A 20,888-nucleotide genomic window follows, 5' to 3' on the forward strand; every position below is an offset into this window, starting at 1 on the left:
GGGGTCAGGGGGTGGGCGGGAGCACCTTGGCGATCAGTTTGGCCAGGTCGCGTAGCGCCTTGCCGCGGTGGCTGACCGCATCCTTCTCCTCGGGCGTCAACTCGGCGTTGGTGCGGTCCTGACCGTCGCCCAGGAAGATCGGGTCGTAGCCGAAGCCGCCCTCGCCGCGCGGTGCGCGCAGCAGCCGACCGGACTGCCGGCCGTCGACCAGGTGCTCCTTGCCGCCGGGCAGCACCAGCGCCACCGTGCAGACGAAGGCCGCGCCGCGGTGCTCGTCCGGCACGTCGGCCACCTGGTCCAGCACGAGCTGGAGGTTGGCCCGGTCGTCGCCGTGCCGGCCCGACCAGCGGGCGCTGAACACGCCGGGCATGCCGTTGAGCGCGTCCACCGCGATGCCGGAGTCGTCGGCGATGGTCGGCAGGCCGGTGCGCCGGCAACCCTCCCGGGCCTTGATCAGCGCATTCTCGCCGAACGTGAGGCCGGTCTCCGGCAGCTCCGGATATTCCGCCACGTCGTCGAGGCCGATCAGGGCGACCCGGTGGGCGCCGAGCGCGCCGTCCAGGATCCGCTGCAACTCGACCAGCTTCTTACGGTTGCGGGTGGCCAGGAGCACCTTGTCGTCGGTCACAGGTTGAGCGCCTTCCGCTGCGCGTCGGCCAGTTCCAGGCAGCCCGCCACGCCCAGGTCGAGCAGCGCGTCGAGCTGGTCACGGGCGAAGACGCCCGCCTCGCCCGTCCCCTGCACCTCGACGAAGTCGCCGGTGCCGGTGCAGACCACGTTCATGTCCACCTCGGCGGTCACGTCCTCGGCATAGCAGAGGTCGAGCATCGGCTCGCCGCCGATCACGCCGACGCTGACCGCGGCCACCGAGCGGTGCATCACCTTCTCCACCCGGCCGGTGAGCGACTTGCGCTCGGCCAGCCAGGTGACCGCGTCGTACAGGGCGACGTACGCGCCGGTGATCGCCGCGGTGCGGGTGCCGCCGTCGGCCTGGAGCACGTCGCAGTCGAGCACCACCGAGTTCTCGCCCAACGCCTTGAGGTCGACGCAGGCGCGCAGGCTGCGGCCGATCAGCCGGGAGATCTCATGGGTCCGGCCGCCGACCTTGCCCCGGACGCTCTCCCGATCCGAGCGGGTGTTGGTGGCCCGGGGCAGCATCGCGTACTCGGCGGTCACCCAGCCCAGCCCGGAGCCCTTGCGCCAGCGCGGCACGCCCTCGGTGACGCTGGCCGTGCAGAGCACCCGGGTCGCGCCGAACTCGACGAGCACCGAACCCTCCGGATGGGTGCTCCAGCCCCGGGTCAGCGTCACCGGTCGGAGTTGGTCGGGCCGCCGCCCGTCAGGTCGCGCCATGCCTGCACCCTATGCGGTGCGGTGATCGCACCGCCCGCGGGTGCCGACCCCGGTCACGCCGGCTGCCGCCCGGCGGTCGGCGCACCGGCCAGCACGGCCTCGTAGTGCCCGATCAACTCGTCCCCGACCGCGTCCCAGCTACGCCGGGCCACCGCCGCGCGGGCCGCCGCGCCGAACCGGGCCCGGCGCGACGGATCGGCCGCCAACTCGGCCACGGCGGCGGCCAGCGCCGCGCCGTCGTCCGGCGGCACCAGCAGCCCGGTCACCCCCGACTCGACCAGATCCACCGGACCGCCGCTGGCCGGCGCCACCACGGGTACGCCGCTCGCCGCAGCCTCCTGGAGCGTCTGCCCGAACGTCTCGTGCGGTCCGGTGTGGACGAAGACGTCGAGGCTGGCGTACACCTCGGCAAGCGCGTCGTCGCGTCGCACACCGAGGAACCGGGCCGCCGGAAGCGCGCGTTCGAGCTGCCGCCGGGCCGGTCCGTCGCCGACCACCACCACCCGCACCCCGGGCAGGTCAATGGTCGCCGCCAGCAGTTCCACCCGCTTCTCCGGGGCGAGCCGGCCGACGTAGCCGACCAGCAGTTCGCCGCCCGGTGCGAGAGTCGCGCGGAGGCGAACGCTCCGCCGCGCCGGGTGGAACCGGACCGCGTCCACGCCGCGCCGCCACAGCCAGATCCGGCGTACCCCGTGGCTGATCAGATCCGCCGCGGCCCGGGTGGACGGCGCCAGGGTGCGCTGCGCGGAGTTGTGGATCTCGCGGATCCGTCGCCACGCGGCGGCCTCGCCCCACCCCACCCGGTACGCCCGCGCGTAGGCCGCCACGTCGGTCTGGTAGACCGCGACGGCGGGCAGTCCGTGCCGGGCGGCCACCGAGGCCCCCGCCGCGCCCAGCACGAACGGGCTGGCCAGGTGGACCACGTCGGGCCGGTGCCCGAGCAGCGCGCCGGTCAGCCCGACGCGCGACACGCCGAGCCGGAAGCCCTGGTAGCGGGGCAGGGGCACGCTCGGGATACGCACCACCGGATAGGCGTGGTGGTCGACCCGCCGCCGCCGGCCGCCGGCCGGGGCGGGCGCGACCACCAGGGGCTCGTGACCCCGGGCGACCAGGTGCTCGGCGGCCCGGACGACCGAGTGCGCCACGCCGTTCACGTCCGGCGGGAACGACTCGGTGACAATGGCGATCCGCATGGCCCGAGGGTGCGGGCCGCACGGATGCGGCAGGCGACCGCACGCTGACCGGCCGGCGAACACTGCGGCAACGCACGGGCCGGCCACCGGTCAGATGTCGTAACCGGCGCCCGCCCGGACCACCTCGATCGGCCCGGCGTACGCACCGACCGCCGACTCGACGGTGTGCGACTCGCTGCCCCACGCGGGGACGAGATGGGTGAGCAGCAGCCGGCCCACGCCCGCCTTGGTGGCCGCCTCACCGGCCTCCCGGCCGGTCAGGTGCAGATCCGGCGGGTTGTCCATCCCGTCCAGGTAGCTGGCCTCGCAGAGGAACACGTCGGCGTCCTGGGCCAGCCGCAGCAACGCCTCGCAGGGAGCCGTGTCGGCGGAGTAGCAGAACACCCGGCCGCCGTGCTCCAGCCGCACCCCGTACGTCTCGACCGGGTGGTTCATCCGGTCCACGGTCACGGTGAACGGGCCGATCGGGAACGTGCCGGGCTGGAGGCCGTAGAACTGGTAGACGTCCTCGACCGTGGCGTCCTCCTGCCCGTACGCGGCGGCCAGCCGGTCCGGCGCGCCGGAGGGCGCGTACATCGGCAGCGGCGGGTACGGGCCGTCCGGCGCGTACCGGCGTACCACCACGTAGTTCACCGCGTCGAACATGTGGTCGCAGTGCAGGTGGGTGAGGAGGATGGCGTCGGGGGCGTGCAGCCCGACGTAGCGCTGGAGCGTGGAGAGCGATCCCGCTCCGAAGTCGATCAGGAGGCGGAACCCGTCGGCCTCCATGAGGTAGGCCGAGCAGGGCGATTCGGGACCCGGGAAGCTGCCCGCACAGCCAAGGACGGTCAGTCGCATCCGGTTGCCTCGATCTCACCGTGGGTAGTCGACGCATCGGCAGCCGCCCCGCCGTTGATCTCCACCGACGCGCTCGCCACGCTGCGCAGCCTACGCGGCAGCCCGCGCTGGCAAGAATCATCTGGCGGAAGTTGTCATCAACGTGACACCCATACACGTCCGGATCCGGCACGCCGCGACGGTCCGGCCGGAGGCGTACCCGCCGGCCGGACCGTCGCCGGCCGTCAGGCCCAGAGTTGACCGTCGAGCGCGTCCTCGGCGTCCGCGAGCGTTCCGCCGTACGCGCCGGTGGAGAGGTATTTCCACCCGCCGTCGCAGACCACGAACGCCACGTCGGCGCGGCGGCCGTCGCGGACCGCCTCGTGCGCCACGGCCAGCGCGGCGTGCAGGATCGCGCCGGTGGAGAACCCGGCGAAGATCCCCTCCACCTCGACGAGCTGCCGGGTGCGCAGCACCGCGTCCCGGGTGCCCACCGAGAAGCGCCGGGAGAGCACCCCGGCGTCGTACAGCTCCGGCACGTAGCCCTCGTCGATGTTGCGCAGGCCGTAGACCAGCTCGCCGTACCTCGGCTCGGCGGCCACGATCTGGATGCCGTCGACCTTCTCGCGCAGGTAACGCCCGGTGCCCATCAGCGTGCCGGTGGTGCCGAGCCCGGCCACGAAGTGGGTGACGCCGGGCAGGTCGTGCAACAGCTCCGGGCCGGTCGTCTCGTAGTGCGCCCGGGCGTTCGCCTCGTTGCCGTACTGGTAGAGCATCACCCAGTCCGGGTGCTCGGCGGAGATCTGCTTCGCCGTGGCGACGGCCTGGTTCGAACCGCCGGCGGCCGGCGAAAAGATGATCTCGGCACCGTACATCCGGAGCAACTGCACCCGCTCGGTGGAGACGTTCTCCGGCATCACGCAGACCAGCCGATAGCCGCGCAGCTTCGCCACCATGGCCAGCGAGATGCCGGTGTTGCCGCTGGTCGGCTCCAGGATGGTGTCGCCGGCGCGCAGCCGACCCGCCTCCTCGGCCGCCCGCACCATGAACAGGGCCGCCCGGTCCTTGATGCTGCCGGTCGGGTTCCGGTCCTCCAGCTTCGCCCAGAGCCGCACCGGCGGCGCCCCGTCGGGCACCGTCGGCGACAGTCGGGGCAGGCCGACCAGCGGCGTGCCGCCACAGGCGTCGAGCAGGCTGTCGTACCGCGCCATGCCGGCCGCCCTCAGCGGGCGGCGGTGGCGCGCGTGGAGACCGCGTGCGAGGCGATCGCGGCCGCCGCCGCGAAGCCGAACGCGCCCCCGGCCACCGCCGGCAGGATCGTCACGCTGTCGCCGTCGGTGAGCTTCGCGTCGAGCGCGCCCAGGAAGCGGACGTCCTCGTCGTTGACGTAGACGTTGACGAACCGGTGCAGCGCGCCGGCGTCGGTGACCAGCCGGCCCCGCAGGCCGGCGTGCCGGGAGTCCAGGTCGGCGAGCAGGTCGGCGAGCGTGTCGCCACTGCCCTCGACGACCTTCGCGCCGCCGGTGTAGCTGCGCAGGATGGTGGGGATGCGAACCTCGATGGCCATGGTGTCTCGTGCTCCTCGTTCAGGATCGTGCCGGGTGACGGGAAGGGAAGGTGTGCCGGTGCGCTGGGGGTCAGCGGCCGGAACACTCGTAGTCGACCGTCGCCGGGCTCTGCCCGAACATGTAGGACTGGACGGCGTTCGGATCCACGGCGGCGTCCACGATCTCGACCGGCTCCTCGGTCACGACGCCGTCGACGATCCGGAAGGACCGGATCTCCTCGGTGTCGGGCTCGCGCGTCGAGACGAGCAGGTAGTGCGCACCCGGCTCGCCGGCGAAGGAGACGTCCGTGCGGGACGGGTAGGCCTCCGTCGCGGTGTGCGAGTGGTAGATGACGACCGGTTCCTCGTCGCGGTCGTCCATCTCGCGCCACACCCGCAGATGCTCCATCGAGTCGAACTCGTAGAAGGTCATCGAGCGGGCGGCGTTCTCCATCGGGATGTGCCGGGTCGGGGTGTCGCTGCCGGCGGGGCCGGCGACCACGCCGCACGCCTCGTCCGGGTGGTCCCGACGCGCGTGGGCGACGATCGCGTCGATGATCGACCGGTCGATGCTCAGCACGCCGACCAGACTAGCGCCTGGCCGTGCCGGGCGGCGAGGTGGTGACCGTCACCACTCAGTCGACAAGCGCGTTGAGCAGGGACTCCTGGAGATATCCGAGATAGGCGTAGACCGACAGTTGGAACACCCGGGACGAAGCCGGGTCGGCGGCGACCGCGTCGTCGAGCTCCTCACCCAGATCGGTGCCGTCCTTGATCTCCAGCCGGACGCCCATGGCCAGCCGGGCGTCGTTGAGCGCCCGCAGCCACGCCTCGGCCGCCTCCGCGTCCAGCCGCACCTCGCCGCCGGCGTCGCCGTCGGGCAGCGCGGCGAGGACCGCACCCGCCTGATCGATCTTCGCGGTCTTCAGGTCGCCCTCGGTGTAGCGACGGAACTCGGCGGTGCCGGCGTCGTCGTCCGGGTAGACCTCGGGGAACAGCCGGCCGACCACCGGGTCGCCGTGGTCGAACCCGTCGGTCAGCAGGCCGACCACCTCGGAGGCGACCTTGCGCAGCACCCGCGCCTCGTCGACCGCGAAACTCGCCACGTAGTGGTCGCCCCGGCGGCGGAACATGCTCATGAGCGTTCCACCGTCGCCCACAACCCGTAGGCGTGCAGCTGGGCCGCGTCGTGCTCCATCCGCTCCCGGGCCCCGCTGGAGACCACCGCCTTGCCCTTGTGGTGCACGTCCAGCATGAGCTGCTCCGCCTTCTCCCGGCTGTATCCGAACAGCTTCTGGAAAACCCAGGTCACGTACGTCATCAGGTTGACCGGATCGTCCCAGACGATGGTCACCCACGGCCGGTCGGGGACCGGCACCTCTTCGGTGTCCGGCGTCTCGACCGGCGCAACCTGTGGAGCCGCCATGCCCCCCATCGTGCCACCGGATCCGCCGAACCGATGAACCGGAACGGCGCGGCGGTCCGGATCGCCCGCCCGGAGCGGTCGCGCGGGCCCGGGGCCCCGCGCGGCGGCCCCGGCCTCAGGCAAGCAGGATGCCGTTGTCGACAGCATCGGCGAGCACCACGCCCAGCGAGAGACGGATCACCTCGAAGCGGCGGGACACCTCGCGGGACAGTTCGAGTTCGACCTCGCGCAGCGCGCGCTGCGCCCAGGACCGGGCCACGTTCGGGTCGTCGTTGCCGGGCGCCCGCCAGTGCTGCCAGCACCCGCCGTTGAGCGCCACCCCGACCGGCGGGAGCACCTCGTCACGCTCCGCGCCGGGCAGGCCGGCCAGCGCGTCCAGGGCGCCGGCGCCGGCCAACCCGGCGACCCCGGCCGAGCTGGTGACCAGGAGCACGCGGTCCAGCTCCCGGCCGTCCGGGTGGTCGGCCAGGCCCCAGCGCACCGCGCGGGTGATCCGCAGGCGCACGCCCTCGGCGAGCGGCGCGCCGAAGACCCGGGCGGCGGCGTCGTCGACGATGCTCCGGACCGCCTCGTCGCACTGCGCGGTGGCGAGCATCGACAACGCCTCCAGCTCGCGGTCGAGCAGTTGCGGCAGGCCGCCGCAGCCGACCCCGAAGACGATCTCCTGCACCACCCGGAGATGGATGTCGGCCAGTGCCAGCGCGAGGTGCTGGCGGATCCGCTGGGCGCAGGAGCGCGCCCGGCGGTGGATCCGGTCGCCCAGCTCGGTCGGGTCGACCCCGGCCAGCACCGGCACCCGGCCGTGCGCGCCGGGCGGCTCGGGCGGCCGGGCGCCGGCGCGGCGCAGCCCCTCGTCGGCGGCCCACCCGACCAGCGCGCGGCGCAGGTTCGGCAGTTCGGCCCGCCGGCCGGGGAACCATCGGGCCGACGCGAGCGCGGGCACCGCGGCCAGCAACGCCGCACGGTGGGCCGCGATGGAGACCCCCACCGGGTCGAGCCGACCGGCGGGGCCGAGCGGGCCGGACCGGGCGGGCGACGGCACGGACGCCCCCGTGCCCTCCGCCGTCGTGCCGTCCGCCGGCGCCGCCCGGCCGGTCACGCCGGGGGTGACGGCGAAGAACACCGCGACCCGGGCCCGCGCCACCTCGGCCAGCAGGTGCAGCTCGGCCGCACTGAACGCCTGGTCGGCGGAGATCACGAAGAGCAGTGCGCCGGCCCGGCCGACGGCGTCGCGCAGCACCCGGCCGCCGGCCGCGCCGAGGGTGGCGGTGTCCGGCGGGTCGAGCACCGCGAAGTGCCGCAGCAGCGGGTCGGGCAGGCTGAGCTCGACCCGGCGCGGCGGCCGGGCCAGCGCGGGGCCGGCGGCGAGCGGGTCGGCGCCGTACGAGTGCGGCTGGCGGTAGCCGGGGACGTAGGCCGCGCGGGTGGCGACCTTGGCGTGGTTGATCAGCAGGTAGCTGCCGGCGGGCACGACGAGCGTGCCGGCGTCCGACCCGAGCAGGCCGGCGATCAGCTCACGGCGGCCCGCGCCGGCCGGCCCGGCCACCACGACGGCGAGCGGCTCGCCCGGCCCGGGTTCCACCGCGCCGAGCCGGGTCGGCAGCGGGGCGCACCGCGACGGCTCGCCGCGCCCGCCGTGCTCGGGCACGTCGACCGAGGGGAGCGGACCTGGCCTCATCAGGTGGCCTCCCGGTCAGGCGGCCGGCGCATCAGCGCGGTCGCGGATTTTCCCGGCCAAACGGATGCTGGAAGCCTACGGGTGTCGGGCATCCGACAGCGAACGCATCCGGTACTCACGAGTAATGGACAGATTACTCAACTTCGCTGCGTGACGACGCGCACGCCTACGGCACACCATCGATATGCTGCACCGATGACCAGGTGGGAGTTCGTCGGCCGAGCGGATGAACTCAACCGGTTGTCGTCGGCGGTCGGTGGCCCGCACGGAAGCGGGCTGTTCTTCAGCGGTGACGCGGGCGTCGGCAAGAGCCGGCTGCTGCGCGAAGGGGTGGCCGCGCTCTCCCCCGAGCGGCACGCCGTCTGGTCGGTCGCGGCCAGCGCCACCACCGCCGCCCTGCCGTTCGGCGGGCTGGTCCAGGTGCTCCCCGAGCCGCAGCCGCAGGGCCTCTCCCCCGCCGGCATCCTGCGCTGGGCGGTGAACCTGCTCCAGGAGCAGGCCGCCGGCCGGCCCATCGTGCTCGCCGTCGACGACGCGCACCTGCTCGACCCGCCGTCCGCCGCGCTGGTGCACCTGATCGCCCGCTCGGAGAACGCCACAGTGGTCGGCACGCTGCGCAACGGCGAGCAGGTCCCGCTGCCGATCCGCGCCCTGTGGACCGACGACCTGGTCGAGCTGGTCGAGCTGGGGCCGCTCGGCCGTCGCGAGACCACCGGTCTGCTCGCCGCCATCCTCGGCGGCCCGGTCGACGCCGGCTCGTCCGAGCGACTGTTCCGGCTCTCCGCCGGCAACCCGCTGCTGCTGCGCGAGCTGGTGCTCGCCGCCGACGGCGAGCTCACCCGCACGTACGGGATCTGGAAGTGGACCGGCCGGCTGGAGTTGGCACCCAGCCTCACCGACCTGATCGACACCCGGATCGGCCAACTCACCCCCGGTGTCCGGGCGGTGGTGGAGCTGGTCGCCTTCGGCGAGCCGTTGGGCCTGCACCTGCTGCAACAGGCGGTCGAGCCGACCGACGTGGAGGTGGCCGAGGAACGCGGGCTGATCGCCATGGTCCGCGACGACCGGCGGCTCAACGTCCGCCTGGCCCACCCGCTCTACGGCGAGGTGATGCGCCGCCACTGCCCGGTCAGCCGCACCCGGCGGCTCCAGGCCACCCTCGCCGACCTGCTGGAGCAGGTCGGCAAGCGCCGCCGCGACGACCTGCTGCGGGTCGCGGTCTGGCGACTCGACTCGGGTACGGCGCAGAACGTGGCGCTGCTGCTCGACGCGGCCACCCAGGCCTTCGGCCGGTACGACGTGCCGCTGGCCACCCGGCTGGCCCGGGCGGCCCTGGAGGCCGGCGGCGGCACGGACGCGGCCGAGTTGCTCGCCACCATCCTGATGTTCGGCGACCGGCCGGAGGAAGCCCTCCGGGTGCTCGACCAGGTCGCCGGGGAGATCCGCGACGACCGGCGACGCAGTCGCTGGCTGACCGTCCGGGGCATGGTCGGCTACTGGGGTCTCAACCGGGAGTCCACAGTGGAGGAGATCGCCGCCCGGGGCGACGAGCTGGCCGACCCCGCCGACCGGGCCCGGGTGCGCGCCTTCGAGGCCACCATGCGGCTGCACCGGCTGGACCTCGACGTCGCGGTGCGGCTGGCCCAGGAGGTGCTGGACCGCCCGGCCGCCCCGATGGCCGCCCGGGAACTGGCCCGGTGCACCCTCGCCCACCTCCAGGCCGCTCAGGGACAATGCCGGCGCAGCGCCACCGCGATCGCCCGGGTGCAGGCCGAGGCGGCGTGCTGGCGGTCCGACATGCCCTACCTCCAGCTCGCCATGGAACTGGCCCGGGGCACCCGGCTGGCGCTCTCCGGCGACCTCGCCGGCATCGACGCGATCGTCGCCGACGAGTTCGCCGACCTGGCCGGCGCCGGTGACTTCCGGCTCGGCACCGGCTACCTGGCCATCCTCCAGGCGTACGCGGCGCGGCTGCGCGGGCGCGGCGACGACGCGCTCAAGACCAGCCTGGGCGCCTGCGCGGTGCTCGCCACCAGCCGGGTCTACGCCGGCCTGGCCCACGCCGAACGCGCGCAGGCCGCCGCGCTGCGCGGGGACGCCGTCCACGCGGCCGAGGCGATGGCCGAGGCGGACCGGACGCACGCGCCCGGGATGGCTGTCCTCTATCCGTGGCTGGAACAGGCCCGGGGCGCGGCGCAGGCGGCGGCCGGCGACCTGCCGGGCGCCACCAAGCACCTCTGCGCACTGGCCGACCGGCTGCGGGAGGACGGCCTCGCCGGCCACGAGTTGCTCGTCCTGCTCGACCTGGTCCGGCTGGACCAGGCCGCCGCGCCGGTCGGGCCGACCTGCACCGACGGCGGCCGGCGCAGCGTGGCGCAACGCCTGACGGAGCTGTCCGAACAGATCGACGGCGCGCTGCCGCCGCTGGTCGCCCGCTACGGTCGAGCCGCGCTCGACGGCTCCCCGGACGACCTGCTCGCGGTGGCCGACGGCTTCGCCGCCCGGGAGCTGGTCGTCTACGCCGCCGAGGCGACCGCGATGGCGCTGTGCCGGATACGCGAGGCGCGGGCCGGCGCGACCGGGCCGGCCCGGGAACGCCTCGCCGACCTGCTGCGCCGCTGCGACGACATCTCCACCCCGGCGCTGCGGCTGCTCCGCCCGGCGCTCAGCGACCGGGAGTGGGAGATCGCCCACCTCGCCGCCGGCGGGTCGACCAGCCGGGCCATCGCCGAGCGGCTCTATCTCTCCACCCGCACCGTGGAGAACCACCTCCAGCGGGTCTACAGCAAGTTGGGCGTCACCCGCCGCAGCGAGCTGGGGGCGGCGTTGCGGTCGATGCCGGGGCACGACGGCGCGGATCCGGCGTGAACTCTAGGCTGGGGTGGTGAGCACCCTTCGCCCCGCGCTGCTGACCGACCAGTACGAGCTGACCATGGTCAGCGCCGCGCTCTCCGACGGCACCGCCGACCGCCACTGCGTCTTCGAGGTGTTCAGCCGGCGGCTACCGGCCGGCCGCCGGTACGGGGTGGTCGCCGGCACCGGCCGACTCGTCGAGATGATCCGCGACTTCCGCTTCGACCCGGCCGAGATCGACTTCCTCCGTCGCACCGGCGTGGCCGACGAGCGGACCGCGCGGTGGCTCGCCGACTACCGCTTCACCGGTGACGTCGACGGCTACGCCGAGGGCGAGTTGTTCTTCCCCGGCTCGCCGATCCTCACCGTCTCGGGCACGTTCGCCGAGTGCGTGCTGTTGGAGACGCTGGTGCTGTCGGTGCTCAACCACGACTGCGCGGTCGCCGCCGCCGCGGCCCGGATGGTCACCGCCGCCCGGGGCCGGGCGCTGATCGAGATGGGCTCCCGCCGGGCGCACGAGGAGGCCGCGGTCGCCGCCGCCCGCTCGGCCTACCTGGCCGGGTTCCGGTTCACCTCCAACCTGGCCGCCGGGCAGCGCTACGGCATCCCGACCGCCGGCACCGCCGCGCACGCGTTCACCCTGCTGCACGACGACGAGCGGGCGGCGTTCGCCTCCCAGGTGGCCACGCTGGGCAAGGACACCACCCTGCTGGTCGACACGTACGACATCGCCCAGGGCATCCGCAACGCCATCGCGGTGGCCGGCCCGGAGCTGCGGGCGGTCCGGATCGACTCGGGCGACCTCGCGGTGATCGCCCAGCAGTCCCGCGAGCTGCTCGACTCGCTCGGCGCCACCGAGACGAAGATCATCGTCTCCGGCGACCTGGACGAGTACGCGATCGCGTCGCTCGCCGCCGAACCGGTGGACATGTACGGCGCGGGCACCGCGGTGGTCACCGGCTCGGGCGCACCCACCGCCGGCCTGGTCTACAAGCTGGTCGAGGTGGCGGGGCGGCCGGTGGTCAAGCGCTCCGAGCACAAGGCCACCATCGGCGGCCGGAAGGTGGCCGTCCGCCGGCACAAGCCGACCGGCACCGCCACCGAGGAAGTCATCGTGCCGCAGGGCGTACCGGACCGGCAGCCCAACGACCGGCTGCTCCAGCACTCGTACGTGGTGTCGGGCGAGCCGGTGGCGCTGCCCGCGCTGGACGAGTCCCGGGATCACCTGCGCCAGTGCCTCATCTCCATCCCGTGGGAGGGGCTGAAGCTCTCCGCCGGCGACCCGGCCGTTCCGGTGACCGTCGTACCCGCGACCTGAGGAGGACCGACCAGATGGCGAACGCCCTGATCATCGTGGACGTGCAGAACGACTTCTGCGAGGGCGGCTCCCTCGCCGTCGGCGGCGGGGCCGGGGTGGCCGGCGGCATCTCCCGGCTGCTCGCCGCCGAGCCGGACCGCTGGGACCACGTGGTCGCCACCAAGGACTACCACGTCGACCCGGGGGCGCACTTCGGTGATCCGCCGGACTTCGTCGACTCCTGGCCCCGGCACTGCGTGGTCGGCACGTCCGGCTCCGAGTTCCACCCGGAGCTGGAGACCGGCCGGGTCGAGGCGATCTTCCACAAGGGCGAGCACGCGGCCGCGTACTCCGGTTTCGAGGGGCACGCGCCCGACGGCGAGTGCCTGGCCGACTGGCTGCGCCGCCACGACGTGGACCGGGTCGACGTGGTGGGGGTCGCCACCGACCACTGCGTCCGCGCGACCGCGCTGGACGCGGCGCGGGAGGGTTTCCGCACCACCGTGCTGCTGGAGCTGACGGCCGCAGTCGCCCCGGACACGCTCGACGTGGCGCTGCGTGCGCTCGACGGCGCCGGCGTGGAGCTGGTCGGCGAGCCTGTGATCAGGGCCGCTTGACCGGGTAATCGCCTGCGGCTGTCGTACCCCCGCCCAGAGTGGGCCCGCGCTGCCCTTCCCGGTGCTGCTGCCCACCGCGTCCCTGGCCGGGCTGCTCGCCCTGCCGGTCCTCCACCGCGGTTCCCGCCCCCACCCTCGCGCATTGATCATGAAGTTGGCGGCGACGGATCGGGCGCGGAGTGCCGCCTACTTCATGATCAACGCTGCGAGTGGTGCGGGGGGGGCCAGCGGCGGGGTTGCTGATCAGCGCTGGTCGAGGTTGCCGGCGGTGTCCTCCTGGTAGCTGGCACCACCGTTGGTCTCGCTGGTCAGCGGCTTGGCACCACCCTCGGGGGGGCCGGCCAGGCTCTGCTGCCCGGCGGCCAGCTCCGGGAACTTCGCGTCGAAGGCGGGCCGCTCGGAGCGGATCCGCGGCATCCGGTCGAAGTTGCGCAGCGGCGGCGGGCAGGAGGTGGCCCACTCCAGCGAGTTGCCGTGCCCCCAGGGGTCGTCGACCTCGACCACCGGGCCGGTCTTGTACGACTTCCAGCAGTTCCAGATGAACGGCAGGGTCGAGATGCCGGTGATGAACGCGCCGATGGTGGAGACCATGTTCAGCCCGGTGAAGCCGTCGTCGGCCTGGTAGTCGGCGTAGCGGCGGGGCATGCCCTCGGCGCCCAGCCAGTGCTGCACCAGGAACGTGGTGTGGAAACCGATCATGGTCAGCCAGAAGTGGATCTTGCCGAGTCGCTCGTCGAGCATCCGGCCGGTCATCTTCGGGAACCAGAAGTAGATGCCGGCGAAGACGGCGAACACGATGGTGCCGAACAGCACGTAGTGGAAGTGTGCCACCACGAAGTACGAGTCGTGCAGGTGGAAGTCGATGGGCGGGCTGGCCAGCAGCACCCCGGTCAGGCCGCCGAAGAGGAACGTGACCAGGAAGCCGATGGCCCACAGCATCGGCGTCTCGAAGCTGATCTGGCCGCGCCACATGGTGCCGATCCAGTTGAAGAACTTCATCCCGGTGGGCACCGCGATCAGGTAGCTCAGGAAGCTGAAGAACGGCAGCAGCACCTGACCGGTGGCGAACATGTGGTGCGCCCACACGCTCATCGACAGCGCGGCGATCGCGACGGTGGCGGCGACCAGGCCCTTGTAGCCGAAGATCGGCTTACGGGAGAACACCGGGATGATCTCGGTGATGATGCCGAAGAACGGCAGCGCGACGATGTAGACCTCGGGGTGCCCGAAGAACCAGAACAGGTGCTGCCACAGCATCGGCCCGCCGGTGGCCGGGTCGTACACGTGCGCGCCGATGATGCGGTCGGCGGCGAGCGCGAACAGCGCGGCGGCCAGCAGCGGGAAGACCAGGATCGCCAGCAGGCTGGTGACCAGCATGTTCCAGGTGAAGATCGGCATCCGGAACATGGTCATGCCCGGGGCGCGCAGGGTCAGGATCGTGGTGATCAGGTTGACCGCGCCGAGGATGGTGCCCAGACCGGAGATGGCCAGGCCGACCACCCACATGTTGGCGCCGACGCCCGGGGAGTGCTCGACGGTGCTCAGCGGCGTGTAGGCCGTCCAGCCGAAGTCGGCCGCCCCGCCGGGGCTGATGAAGCCGGCCACGGCCAGCGTGCCGCCGAAGAGGTAGAGCCAGTAGGCGAACGCGTTGAGCCGGGGGAACGACACGTCGGGCGCGCCGATCTGCAGCGGCACCACGTAGTTCGCGAAGGCGAACACGATCGGCGTCGCGAAGAACAGCAGCATGATCGTGCCGTGCATGGTGAAGAGCTGGTTGTACTGCTCGGGCGACAGGAACTGCAGGCCCGGCCGCGCCAGCTCGGCGCGCATGATCAGGGCCATCAGACCGCCGATCATGAAGAACGCGAACGCGGTGACCATGTACATGATCCCGATCTGCTTCGCGTCCGTGGTGCGCAGCAGCCGCGCGATGGCCGACCCCTTGACCGGCTCGCGGACCGGCCAGGGCCGGGTCACGACCGGCTTGGGTGCGACGGTGGTCACGAGTGGCCTCCGGTTCTGGGTTGTCCCGCTCGGCGCGCTGGTCATCGGCGCAGCCGTCATCCGCAAGGAGGATAGTCCCCGGTAGGTGGCCCCGCCGCGTGGGGTGGGCGGCTACGATCTTCGCCTTCCTACAGCGGCCCGGTGAGGAGCCGGTAGTGCTCGCCGAAGATCCGCCCGCCGCGCCCGCGCAGCACCGGGTCGCGCAGCGCCGGCGGCACGTCGCGGGTGCGGTTGCGGTCCCGGGTCCGGTCCCGCACCCAGCGGGTACGCGGCCGGCGGCGACTCTCGTACGCGATCAGCGCGGCGTCGACACTGCCGGCGGCCCGAAGCGACTCGGCGAGCACGACGGCGTCCTCCAGCGCCATCGCGGCGCCCTGGGACAGGGTCGGCGCCACGGCGTGAGCGGCGTCACCGACCAGCAGGACGCGGCCGTGTGACCATCGCCCCAGCTCGACCTCCTCGGTGCGCTCCACGTGCACCGTCTCGAGCGCGGCGAGAACCTCGGGCACCGGCCCGCCGTAGTCGCCGAACAGCTCGCGGAGCCGGGCGAGCGGGTCGGCCGGCAGGACGCTGCCCGCCTCGTCCGCATAGCAGTAGAGCCGGCCGGCGCCGAGCGGCACGACCAGGAAGCCGGCCCGCTGGCCGAGCAGGGCGGTCCAGTCGGCGACGTGCGGGCCGCCGCGCACGAGGGCGCGGTAGACCACCTGCCCGGCCGGTCGGGGCGGCCCACCGAGCGCGGCCAGGGTGCGCACCGCGGAGCGCGGCCCGTCCGCGCCGACGACCAGGTCGTACTCTCCGCCGGTGCCGTCGGTGAAGCCGACCGCGACGCCGCCCGGGAACGGTTCGACGGTGCTCACCTCGGCGCCGTGGCGGACCGCGCCGCCGGCCCCGGTGAGCAGGACCCGGTGCAGCTCGGCCCGGGGCAGGGCCCGGCACTCCCCCACGCCGGCCCAGAGCGCGTCGAGGTCCACCTCGCACAGCGGCGCTCCGGCGGCGTCGAGGAAGCGTTGCCGGTGGATCACCTCGCCGAGCGGTCGCAGCGGACCGTCGAGGTCGAGCCGGCGCATCGCCCGGGCCGCGTTGCCGGGAAGGTAGAGGCCGGTGTCGGTGCGCTCGGTGGGTGGCAGGCGCTCGGTGACGTCGGGCCGGAATCCGGCGAGGCGCAACGCCCGGGCCACGGCGAGGCCGGCGATGCCCGCGCCGACGACGAGGATGCGTGCGGGAGAACCACCCATCGTGGGGTACGCCTCCGGAGGGGGGTCGGGACGCGTTGGAGGCAAGACACTACTCGCCGCAATCAGGCGACGGAAGTGTCCGGCGACCCTTTCGCATGCTTCTTAACCGGTTCAGTTGCACAACGGTTTCAGACATGTAAATGTGTTCCTGAGCATGGGAGCGCTCCCGCACGTACCCCCCGTCAGCCCCGGCGCCTGGGCGCCGAACCAAGGAGCATCATGAAGCGTTCACTCAGAGCCCTCGCCGCGGCCGGCCTGCTGGCCGCCGGCAGCATCGTCGCCGTCGCGCTCGGCGGCACCGCTTCGGCCGACACCCAGATCTGCGAGCAGTACGGCTCCACCACCATCGGCGGCAAGTACGTGGTGCAGAACAACCGCTGGGGCACGAGCGCCCAGCAGTGCATCAACGTCACCTCGACCGGCTTCTCCATCACCCGGGCGGACGGCTCCGCGCCGACCAACGGGGCGCCGGTCTCGTACCCGTCGGTCTTCGTGGGCTGCCACTACACCAACTGCTCGCCCGGCACCAACCTGCCGGTCCAGGTGAAGAACATCAGCAGCGCGCCGGCCAGCATCAGCTACAACTACGTCAGCGGCGCGATCTACGACGCCGCCTACGACATCTGGCTCGACCCGTCGCCCAAGCGCGACGGCGTGAACCAGATGGAGATCATGATCTGGCTCAACCGGCAGGGTCCGATCCAGCCCATCGGCTCCCCGGTCGGCAACGCCAACATCGCCGGCCGGAGCTGGGAGGTCTGGCGGGGCAGCAACGGCTCCAACAACGTCATCTCCTACGTGGCGCCGTCCGCCGTGTCCAGCTTCAGCTTCGACGCGTTGGCGTTCATCAACGACACCCGCAACCGGGGCGCGATCACCAACGACTGGTACCTGACCAGCATCCAGGCCGGCTTCGAGCCGTGGCAGGGCGGGGTCGGGCTGGCGGTCAACTCGTTCTCGCAGAGCGTCAACACCGGTGGCAACCCGCCGCCCACCAGCACGCCGCCGACCACCACCCCGCCGCCCTCCGGCAACGCGGCCTGCACGGTGACCTACAAGGCGAACGCGTGGAACAACGGCTTCACCGCCGACGTGACGGTCAAGAACACCGGCAACAGCACCATCAACGGCTGGACGATGAACTACAACCTGCCGTCCGGGCAGACGATCACCGGCGCGTGGAACGCCACCGTGACGCAGAGCGGCTCGGCGGTGACCGCCCGGAACCTCAGCTACAACGGCACGCTGTCACCCGGCGCGTCGACCAGCTTCGGCTACCAGGCCACGCTGAACGGCAGCTACTCCTCGCCGAGCAGCTTCACCCTCAACGGCACCACCTGCGCCCGGGGCTGACCACCGGAGCGCACGGCGGGGCGCGGTCCGCATCGGACCGCGCCCCGCGCCGCACCTCGGGTCAACCGCCGAGCGCGTCGATGTCGCGCATCTCCTCGGCGGTCAGCGAGAACCCGAACACGTCGGCATTGGCCCGGATCCGCTCCGGCGTGACCGACTTCGGAATCACCACGATCTCGTGGTCGATGTGCCAGCGCAGCACCACCTGCGCGGGCGAGACGCCGTGCGCCTGGGCGATGCGGACCAGCACCGGGTCGGACAGGTCGCTGGTCTTGAACGGGCTGTAACCCTCCAGCGCCACCCCCCGGTCCCGGTGCGCCACGTGTGTCTGCCGGTCGTACAGCGACGGGCTCCACCGGATCTGGTTGAGCGCGGGCGTCTCCTCGGTCGCCTGGATCAGCTCGTCGAGCTGCCCGATCGAGTAGTTGCTCACGCCGACCGCGCGGGCCAGGTTCTCGTCCCGGGCGGCCAGCATCTCCCGCCACACCGGAATGCTGTCCCCCGGCGCCGACGGCGGCCAGTGCACCAACCACAGGTCGACGTACCCGGTGCCCAGCGCGTCCAGGCTCGCCTCGATGGTCTCCCGCTCGCGGCCCACCCGGTCCGGCGGCAACTTGGTGGTGATGAAGAGGTCCTCCCGCCGCAGCCCGCTCTCGGCGACCGCCCGACCGACCTCCTTCTCGTTGCCGTACATGGTGGCGGTGTCGAGGTGGCGGTAGCCGGCGTCCAGCGCGGCGAGCACGGCCTGGTAGCCGTCCTCACCGGTGGCCTGCCAGGTGCCGAAGCCGAGCAGCGGAATCCGCACGTCGCCGGTGAGCGGGAGGGTGGGCTGGTCGAGGTCCATGCCGACGGTTCTACCCATGATCGCCGCCGCCATGCCGGCGCCCGGGGCGGGTGTGCCGGAGAATACGGGTGTGGGGACCGGCTGGAGGACTACCGGCGCAAGCGGGACGCGGCGCGTACCCCGGAACCCGTGCCCGAGCGGTCCCCGCGGCGCGGGCGGCCGGCGCGGCGCGCGCCCCGCTTCGTCATCCAGCAGCACCACGCCCGCAGCCTGCACTGGGACCTGCGGCTGGAGCACGACGGGGTGCTGGCCTCCTGGGCGGTGCCACGCGGCCTGCCCCGCGATCCAGGCCGCAACCACCTCGCCGTGCACACCGAGGACCGGGCTGGACACCGATGCCGGAGCTGGTCCGCCCGATGCGCGCCGTCGCCGGGAAGCGGCTGCCGCGCGATGCCGCCGCCTGGGGGTACGAGCCGCGCTGGGTGGGCGTGCGGGCGACGGCGTACGTCTCCGGCGGCCGGCTGCGGCTGCTCGACGGTGACGACACGGACGTCACCGGGGCCTACCCCTGGCTGCGGGCCATGGCCGAGGAGCTGGCCCCGACCGAGGTGGTGCTGGACGGGGTGCTGGTGCGGATCGACCCGGCCGGCCGGCTCCACCCGCCCACCCGGCGCGACGACCAGTTCCTCGCCGTCGACCTGCGCTGGCTGGAGGGCGTGTCCAGCCTCGACGTGCCGTACGCGCAACGCCGCGAGCTGCTCGACTCGCTGGCGCTCGCCGGCCCGCACTGGCAGACTCCGCCGTGGTTCCCGGGAGTCGGCGCGGACGCCCTGCGGGCCGCGAACGAACAGGGGCTCCCGGGAGTGGTGGCGAAGCGCCTCGACTCCCGCTATGAACCGGGCCGGCGAAGCCGGCACTGGCTGAGCATCGACGCGAGCTGAGGACCACCGTGCACCTGACGCACCTGGAGTGCCCGCGCTGCGGCCTGGACCACCCGGCCGACACGTTGCAGAACCTGTGCGGGTGCGGCTCCCCGCTGCTGGCCCGCTACGACCTGGCCGCGGTGGCCGCCACGACGGCACCGGAGCAGTTCGGGCTCCGCCCGGCCGACCTGTGGCGCTACCGGGAACTGCTGCCGGTGGCCGACCCGCGCTTCGTCACCACGCTGGGCGAGGGCTGGACGCCGATGTGGCGGGCCCCGGCGTACGGCCACGAGATCGGTGTGGACGAGCTGATCGTCAAGGACGAGGGGCTGACGCCGACCGGGTCGTTCAAGGCCCGGGGCGCGGCGGTCGGCGTGAGCCGGGCCCGGGAGCTGGGGGTCGAGCGGATCGCCATGCCGACCAACGGCAACGCCGGTGCGGCCTGGGCCACGTACGCGGCCCGGGCTCGGATGGGCGCGACGATCGTCATGCCGTTGGCCGCGCCGACCATCTGCCGTCAGGAGTGCCTCGCCGCCGGGGCGGACCTCCGGCTGATCGACGGCCTGATCAACGACGCCGGCCGGGAGGTCGCCGCGCTGGTGGGCGCGTCCGGTGGGCGCGTCTTCGACGCCGGCACACTGCGCGAGCCCTACCGCCTGGAGGGCAAGAAGACGATGGGGTACGAGATCGTCGAGCAGCTCGGCTGGCAGGTGCCCGACGTGATCATCTATCCGACCGGCGGCGGCGTCGGGCTGATCGGCATCCACAAGGCGCTGCACGAGCTGCGCGAGCTGGGTTGGGTGGAGGACCGGCTGCCCCGGCTGGTGGCCGTGCAGTCGACCGGCTGCGCGCCGATCGTGCGCGCGTTCGCGGCCGGCGAGGAGCGGGCCACCCCGTGGGCGGACGCGCGCACCGTCGCGTTCGGCATCACCGTGCCCGCTCCGCTGGGCGACGAGCTGATCCTGACCGCGTTGCGGGAGAGCGCCGGCACCGCGATCGCGGTGGACGACGCGGAGATCGTCGCCGACCTGCGCGACTTCGCGGCCCGGGAGGGGCTGCTGCTGTGCCCCGAGGGCGCGGCCTGCCTGACCGCGGCCCGGCACCTGCGCGCCGGCGGCTGGATCCGCCCCGGCGAGCGGGTCGTCGTCCTGAACACCGGCGCCGGCATCAAATACCCCGACCTGATGTAAGGAGGGGCCCCCTGTTAACGCCTCCGGCATAGCAGGGGCCCCTTCTCACCACTGGCGCTCAGGACGTCGGCGGCTCGTCCTCACCGGCCTCCTCGGCGGCGTCCGCCTCCTCCTTCGTCCGGTGCACCGCGCCGTCGGCGTGCTCCGGCGGGCCGTAGACGGTGTAGAGCACCAGCGGGTTCGGCCCGGTGTTGACGAAGTTGTGCTTCGTGCCGGCCGGCACGACCACCAGGTCGCCGGCGACGACCTCCTGCTTCTCCCCGGCCACCCGCGCCTCGCCGGTGCCGCTGACGAAGGTGAGGATCTGGTCGATGCCCTCGTGCACCTCCTCGCCGATCTCGCCGCCCGGCGGGATGGTCATGATGACCAACTGGGTCTGCTCCCCGGTCCAGAGCACGCGGCGGAAGTCGGGACTCTTCTCGGCGACGGTCGCGATCGTGAAATGCTCCATGGCCCGCACATACCCCGTTCCCGCGCCCGCCACGCCGCGAGTGGCAGATGGTGGAATTCCCCACCCGGGCCAGGTTTGACCGCGCCGGAACGGGGCATCTGCTGGCGACAAGACCGGTGCGGGCTGGACCGGTCGAGCCAGGTCCCCGCTGACGTACCGCCGCACGGCT

General features: G+C 73.2%; 19 protein-coding genes and 1 pseudogene. 6 read left to right on the plus strand and 14 right to left on the minus strand.

The genetic code is table 11. The annotated features are described in order from the left end of the window. Nucleotides 1–4: 4 nt before the first annotated feature. From rdgB to AB0H28_RS07925, 10 genes are all read right to left on the minus strand, one after another. The gene (rdgB, locus tag AB0H28_RS07880; RefSeq protein ID WP_358035747.1) at nucleotides 5–628 is read right to left on the minus strand and encodes an RdgB/HAM1 family non-canonical purine NTP pyrophosphatase; all 624 of its coding nucleotides are present in this window, start codon (nucleotides 626–628) and stop codon (nucleotides 5–7) included. Continuing rightward, nucleotides 625–1,353, minus strand: coding sequence for a ribonuclease PH (gene rph / locus AB0H28_RS07885; RefSeq protein ID WP_358035749.1), 729 nt, complete (start codon nucleotides 1,351–1,353; stop codon nucleotides 625–627). Before rph ends, rdgB begins: the two co-directional genes overlap by 4 nt. A 53-nt stretch (nucleotides 1,354–1,406) precedes the next feature. Further along, entirely contained in the window at nucleotides 1,407–2,546 is a 1,140-nt protein-coding gene (locus AB0H28_RS07890; protein WP_358035751.1) for a glycosyltransferase family 1 protein, read from the minus strand. Between the two features lie 90 nt (nucleotides 2,547–2,636). After that, nucleotides 2,637–3,383, minus strand: a complete 747-nt coding sequence (locus AB0H28_RS07895) for an MBL fold metallo-hydrolase (protein WP_358035753.1) — start codon at nucleotides 3,381–3,383, stop codon at nucleotides 2,637–2,639. 224 nt (nucleotides 3,384–3,607) lie between these two features. Then, nucleotides 3,608–4,573 carry a pyridoxal-phosphate dependent enzyme gene (locus AB0H28_RS07900; RefSeq protein ID WP_358035755.1) on the minus strand — a complete coding sequence of 322 codons (966 nt, stop codon included), beginning with the start codon at nucleotides 4,571–4,573 and terminating at the stop codon, nucleotides 3,608–3,610. Nucleotides 4,574–4,584: 11 nt separating this feature from the next. Next, nucleotides 4,585–4,929: a MoaD/ThiS family protein gene (locus tag AB0H28_RS07905; RefSeq protein WP_358035757.1), complete on the minus strand. Its 345-nt coding sequence runs from the start codon at nucleotides 4,927–4,929 to the stop codon at nucleotides 4,585–4,587. A gap of 70 nt (nucleotides 4,930–4,999) precedes the next feature. Next, complete coding sequence (locus AB0H28_RS07910; RefSeq protein ID WP_358035759.1) at nucleotides 5,000–5,488, minus strand: M67 family metallopeptidase; 489 nt, start codon at nucleotides 5,486–5,488, stop codon at nucleotides 5,000–5,002. A gap of 55 nt (nucleotides 5,489–5,543) precedes the next feature. Then, nucleotides 5,544–6,047: a DUF2017 domain-containing protein gene (locus tag AB0H28_RS07915; protein WP_358035761.1), complete on the minus strand. Its 504-nt coding sequence runs from the start codon at nucleotides 6,045–6,047 to the stop codon at nucleotides 5,544–5,546. Then, nucleotides 6,044–6,334, minus strand: a complete 291-nt coding sequence (gene clpS, locus AB0H28_RS07920) for an ATP-dependent Clp protease adapter ClpS (protein ID WP_358035763.1) — start codon at nucleotides 6,332–6,334, stop codon at nucleotides 6,044–6,046. The genes AB0H28_RS07915 and clpS overlap by 4 nt, the downstream gene beginning before the upstream one ends. 115 nt (nucleotides 6,335–6,449) lie before the next feature. Then, nucleotides 6,450–8,012: a hypothetical protein gene (locus tag AB0H28_RS07925; RefSeq protein WP_358035765.1), complete on the minus strand. Its 1,563-nt coding sequence runs from the start codon at nucleotides 8,010–8,012 to the stop codon at nucleotides 6,450–6,452. Nucleotides 8,013–8,207: 195 nt separating this feature from the next. On the opposite strand from AB0H28_RS07925, the gene AB0H28_RS07930 reads away from it, so the two are divergent. Genes AB0H28_RS07930 through AB0H28_RS07940 form a run of 3 tightly spaced genes read left to right on the plus strand, consistent with a single transcriptional unit; the run spans nucleotide 8,208 to nucleotide 12,779 of the window. Beyond that, nucleotides 8,208–10,880: a LuxR C-terminal-related transcriptional regulator gene (locus AB0H28_RS07930; RefSeq protein WP_358035767.1), complete on the plus strand. Its 2,673-nt coding sequence runs from the start codon at nucleotides 8,208–8,210 to the stop codon at nucleotides 10,878–10,880. A 16-nt stretch (nucleotides 10,881–10,896) separates the two neighbouring features. Continuing rightward, the gene (locus AB0H28_RS07935; RefSeq protein WP_358035769.1) at nucleotides 10,897–12,183 is read left to right on the plus strand and encodes a nicotinate phosphoribosyltransferase; all 1,287 of its coding nucleotides are present in this window, start codon (nucleotides 10,897–10,899) and stop codon (nucleotides 12,181–12,183) included. 14 nt (nucleotides 12,184–12,197) lie between these two features. After that, nucleotides 12,198–12,779 (plus strand): isochorismatase family protein, encoded by a 582-nt coding sequence (locus tag AB0H28_RS07940; RefSeq protein ID WP_358035771.1) that lies wholly within the window; start codon nucleotides 12,198–12,200, stop codon nucleotides 12,777–12,779. Nucleotides 12,780–13,022: 243 nt separating this feature from the next. Here AB0H28_RS07940 and ctaD read toward each other — a convergent pair whose 3' ends face one another. Continuing rightward, on the minus strand, nucleotides 13,023–14,783 hold the full coding sequence (gene ctaD / locus AB0H28_RS07945; protein ID WP_358035773.1) for a cytochrome c oxidase subunit I: 1,761 nt from the start codon (nucleotides 14,781–14,783) through the stop codon (nucleotides 13,023–13,025). Nucleotides 14,784–14,911: 128 nt separating this feature from the next. After that, nucleotides 14,912–16,018, minus strand: coding sequence for an FAD-dependent monooxygenase (locus AB0H28_RS07950; RefSeq protein WP_358035774.1), 1,107 nt, complete (start codon nucleotides 16,016–16,018; stop codon nucleotides 14,912–14,914). Between the two features lie 219 nt (nucleotides 16,019–16,237). Here AB0H28_RS07950 and AB0H28_RS07955 point away from each other — a divergent pair, with 219 nt between their 5' ends. Next, complete coding sequence (locus AB0H28_RS07955) at nucleotides 16,238–17,371, plus strand: cellulose binding domain-containing protein (RefSeq protein ID WP_358035776.1); 1,134 nt, start codon at nucleotides 16,238–16,240, stop codon at nucleotides 17,369–17,371. A gap of 61 nt (nucleotides 17,372–17,432) precedes the next feature. On the opposite strand, the gene AB0H28_RS07960 is transcribed toward AB0H28_RS07955, so the two are convergent. After that, entirely contained in the window at nucleotides 17,433–18,215 is a 783-nt protein-coding gene (locus AB0H28_RS07960; RefSeq protein ID WP_358035778.1) for an aldo/keto reductase, read from the minus strand. A gap of 81 nt (nucleotides 18,216–18,296) precedes the next feature. Here AB0H28_RS07960 and AB0H28_RS07965 point away from each other — a divergent pair. Further along, a pseudogene (locus AB0H28_RS07965) lies at nucleotides 18,297–19,096 on the plus strand (DNA polymerase ligase N-terminal domain-containing protein). Between the two features lie 8 nt (nucleotides 19,097–19,104). Next, the gene (locus AB0H28_RS07970; RefSeq protein ID WP_358035780.1) at nucleotides 19,105–20,268 is read left to right on the plus strand and encodes a threonine synthase; all 1,164 of its coding nucleotides are present in this window, start codon (nucleotides 19,105–19,107) and stop codon (nucleotides 20,266–20,268) included. Between the two features lie 58 nt (nucleotides 20,269–20,326). Here AB0H28_RS07970 and AB0H28_RS07975 read toward each other — a convergent pair whose 3' ends face one another. Further along, a complete protein-coding gene (locus tag AB0H28_RS07975) occupies nucleotides 20,327–20,719 on the minus strand; it encodes a cupin domain-containing protein (protein WP_358035782.1) in 393 nt (130 codons plus the stop codon). Nucleotides 20,720–20,888 lie beyond the last annotated feature (169 nt).

Source organism: Micromonospora sp. NPDC050980 (genome assembly GCF_040653835.1).
In the GTDB taxonomy this organism is placed as follows: domain Bacteria; phylum Actinomycetota; class Actinomycetes; order Mycobacteriales; family Micromonosporaceae; genus Micromonospora.

Bases quoted from the DNA above. Each gene is read 5' to 3' on its own strand.
- rph (WP_358035749.1), bottom strand. From the start codon at position 1,353: ATGGCGCGACCTGACGGGCGGCGGCCCGACCAACTCCGACCGGTGACG.
- AB0H28_RS07890 (WP_358035751.1), bottom strand. From the start codon at position 2,546: ATGCGGATCGCCATTGTCACCGAGTCGTTCCCGCCGGACGTGAACGGC.
- AB0H28_RS07895 (WP_358035753.1), bottom strand. From the start codon at position 3,383: ATGCGACTGACCGTCCTTGGCTGTGCGGGCAGCTTCCCGGGTCCCGAA.
- AB0H28_RS07900 (WP_358035755.1), bottom strand. From the start codon at position 4,573: ATGGCGCGGTACGACAGCCTGCTCGACGCCTGTGGCGGCACGCCGCTG.
- AB0H28_RS07905 (WP_358035757.1), bottom strand. From the start codon at position 4,929: ATGGCCATCGAGGTTCGCATCCCCACCATCCTGCGCAGCTACACCGGC.
- AB0H28_RS07915 (WP_358035761.1), bottom strand. From the start codon at position 6,047: ATGAGCATGTTCCGCCGCCGGGGCGACCACTACGTGGCGAGTTTCGCG.
- clpS (WP_358035763.1), bottom strand. From the start codon at position 6,334: ATGGCGGCTCCACAGGTTGCGCCGGTCGAGACGCCGGACACCGAAGAG.
- AB0H28_RS07925 (WP_358035765.1), bottom strand. From the start codon at position 8,012: ATGAGGCCAGGTCCGCTCCCCTCGGTCGACGTGCCCGAGCACGGCGGG.
- AB0H28_RS07930 (WP_358035767.1), top strand. From the start codon at position 8,208: ATGACCAGGTGGGAGTTCGTCGGCCGAGCGGATGAACTCAACCGGTTG.
- AB0H28_RS07940 (WP_358035771.1), top strand. From the start codon at position 12,198: ATGGCGAACGCCCTGATCATCGTGGACGTGCAGAACGACTTCTGCGAG.
- AB0H28_RS07950 (WP_358035774.1), bottom strand. From the start codon at position 16,018: ATGGGTGGTTCTCCCGCACGCATCCTCGTCGTCGGCGCGGGCATCGCC.
- AB0H28_RS07955 (WP_358035776.1), top strand. From the start codon at position 16,238: ATGAAGCGTTCACTCAGAGCCCTCGCCGCGGCCGGCCTGCTGGCCGCC.
- AB0H28_RS07960 (WP_358035778.1), bottom strand. From the start codon at position 18,215: ATGGACCTCGACCAGCCCACCCTCCCGCTCACCGGCGACGTGCGGATT.
- AB0H28_RS07975 (WP_358035782.1), bottom strand. From the start codon at position 20,719: ATGGAGCATTTCACGATCGCGACCGTCGCCGAGAAGAGTCCCGACTTC.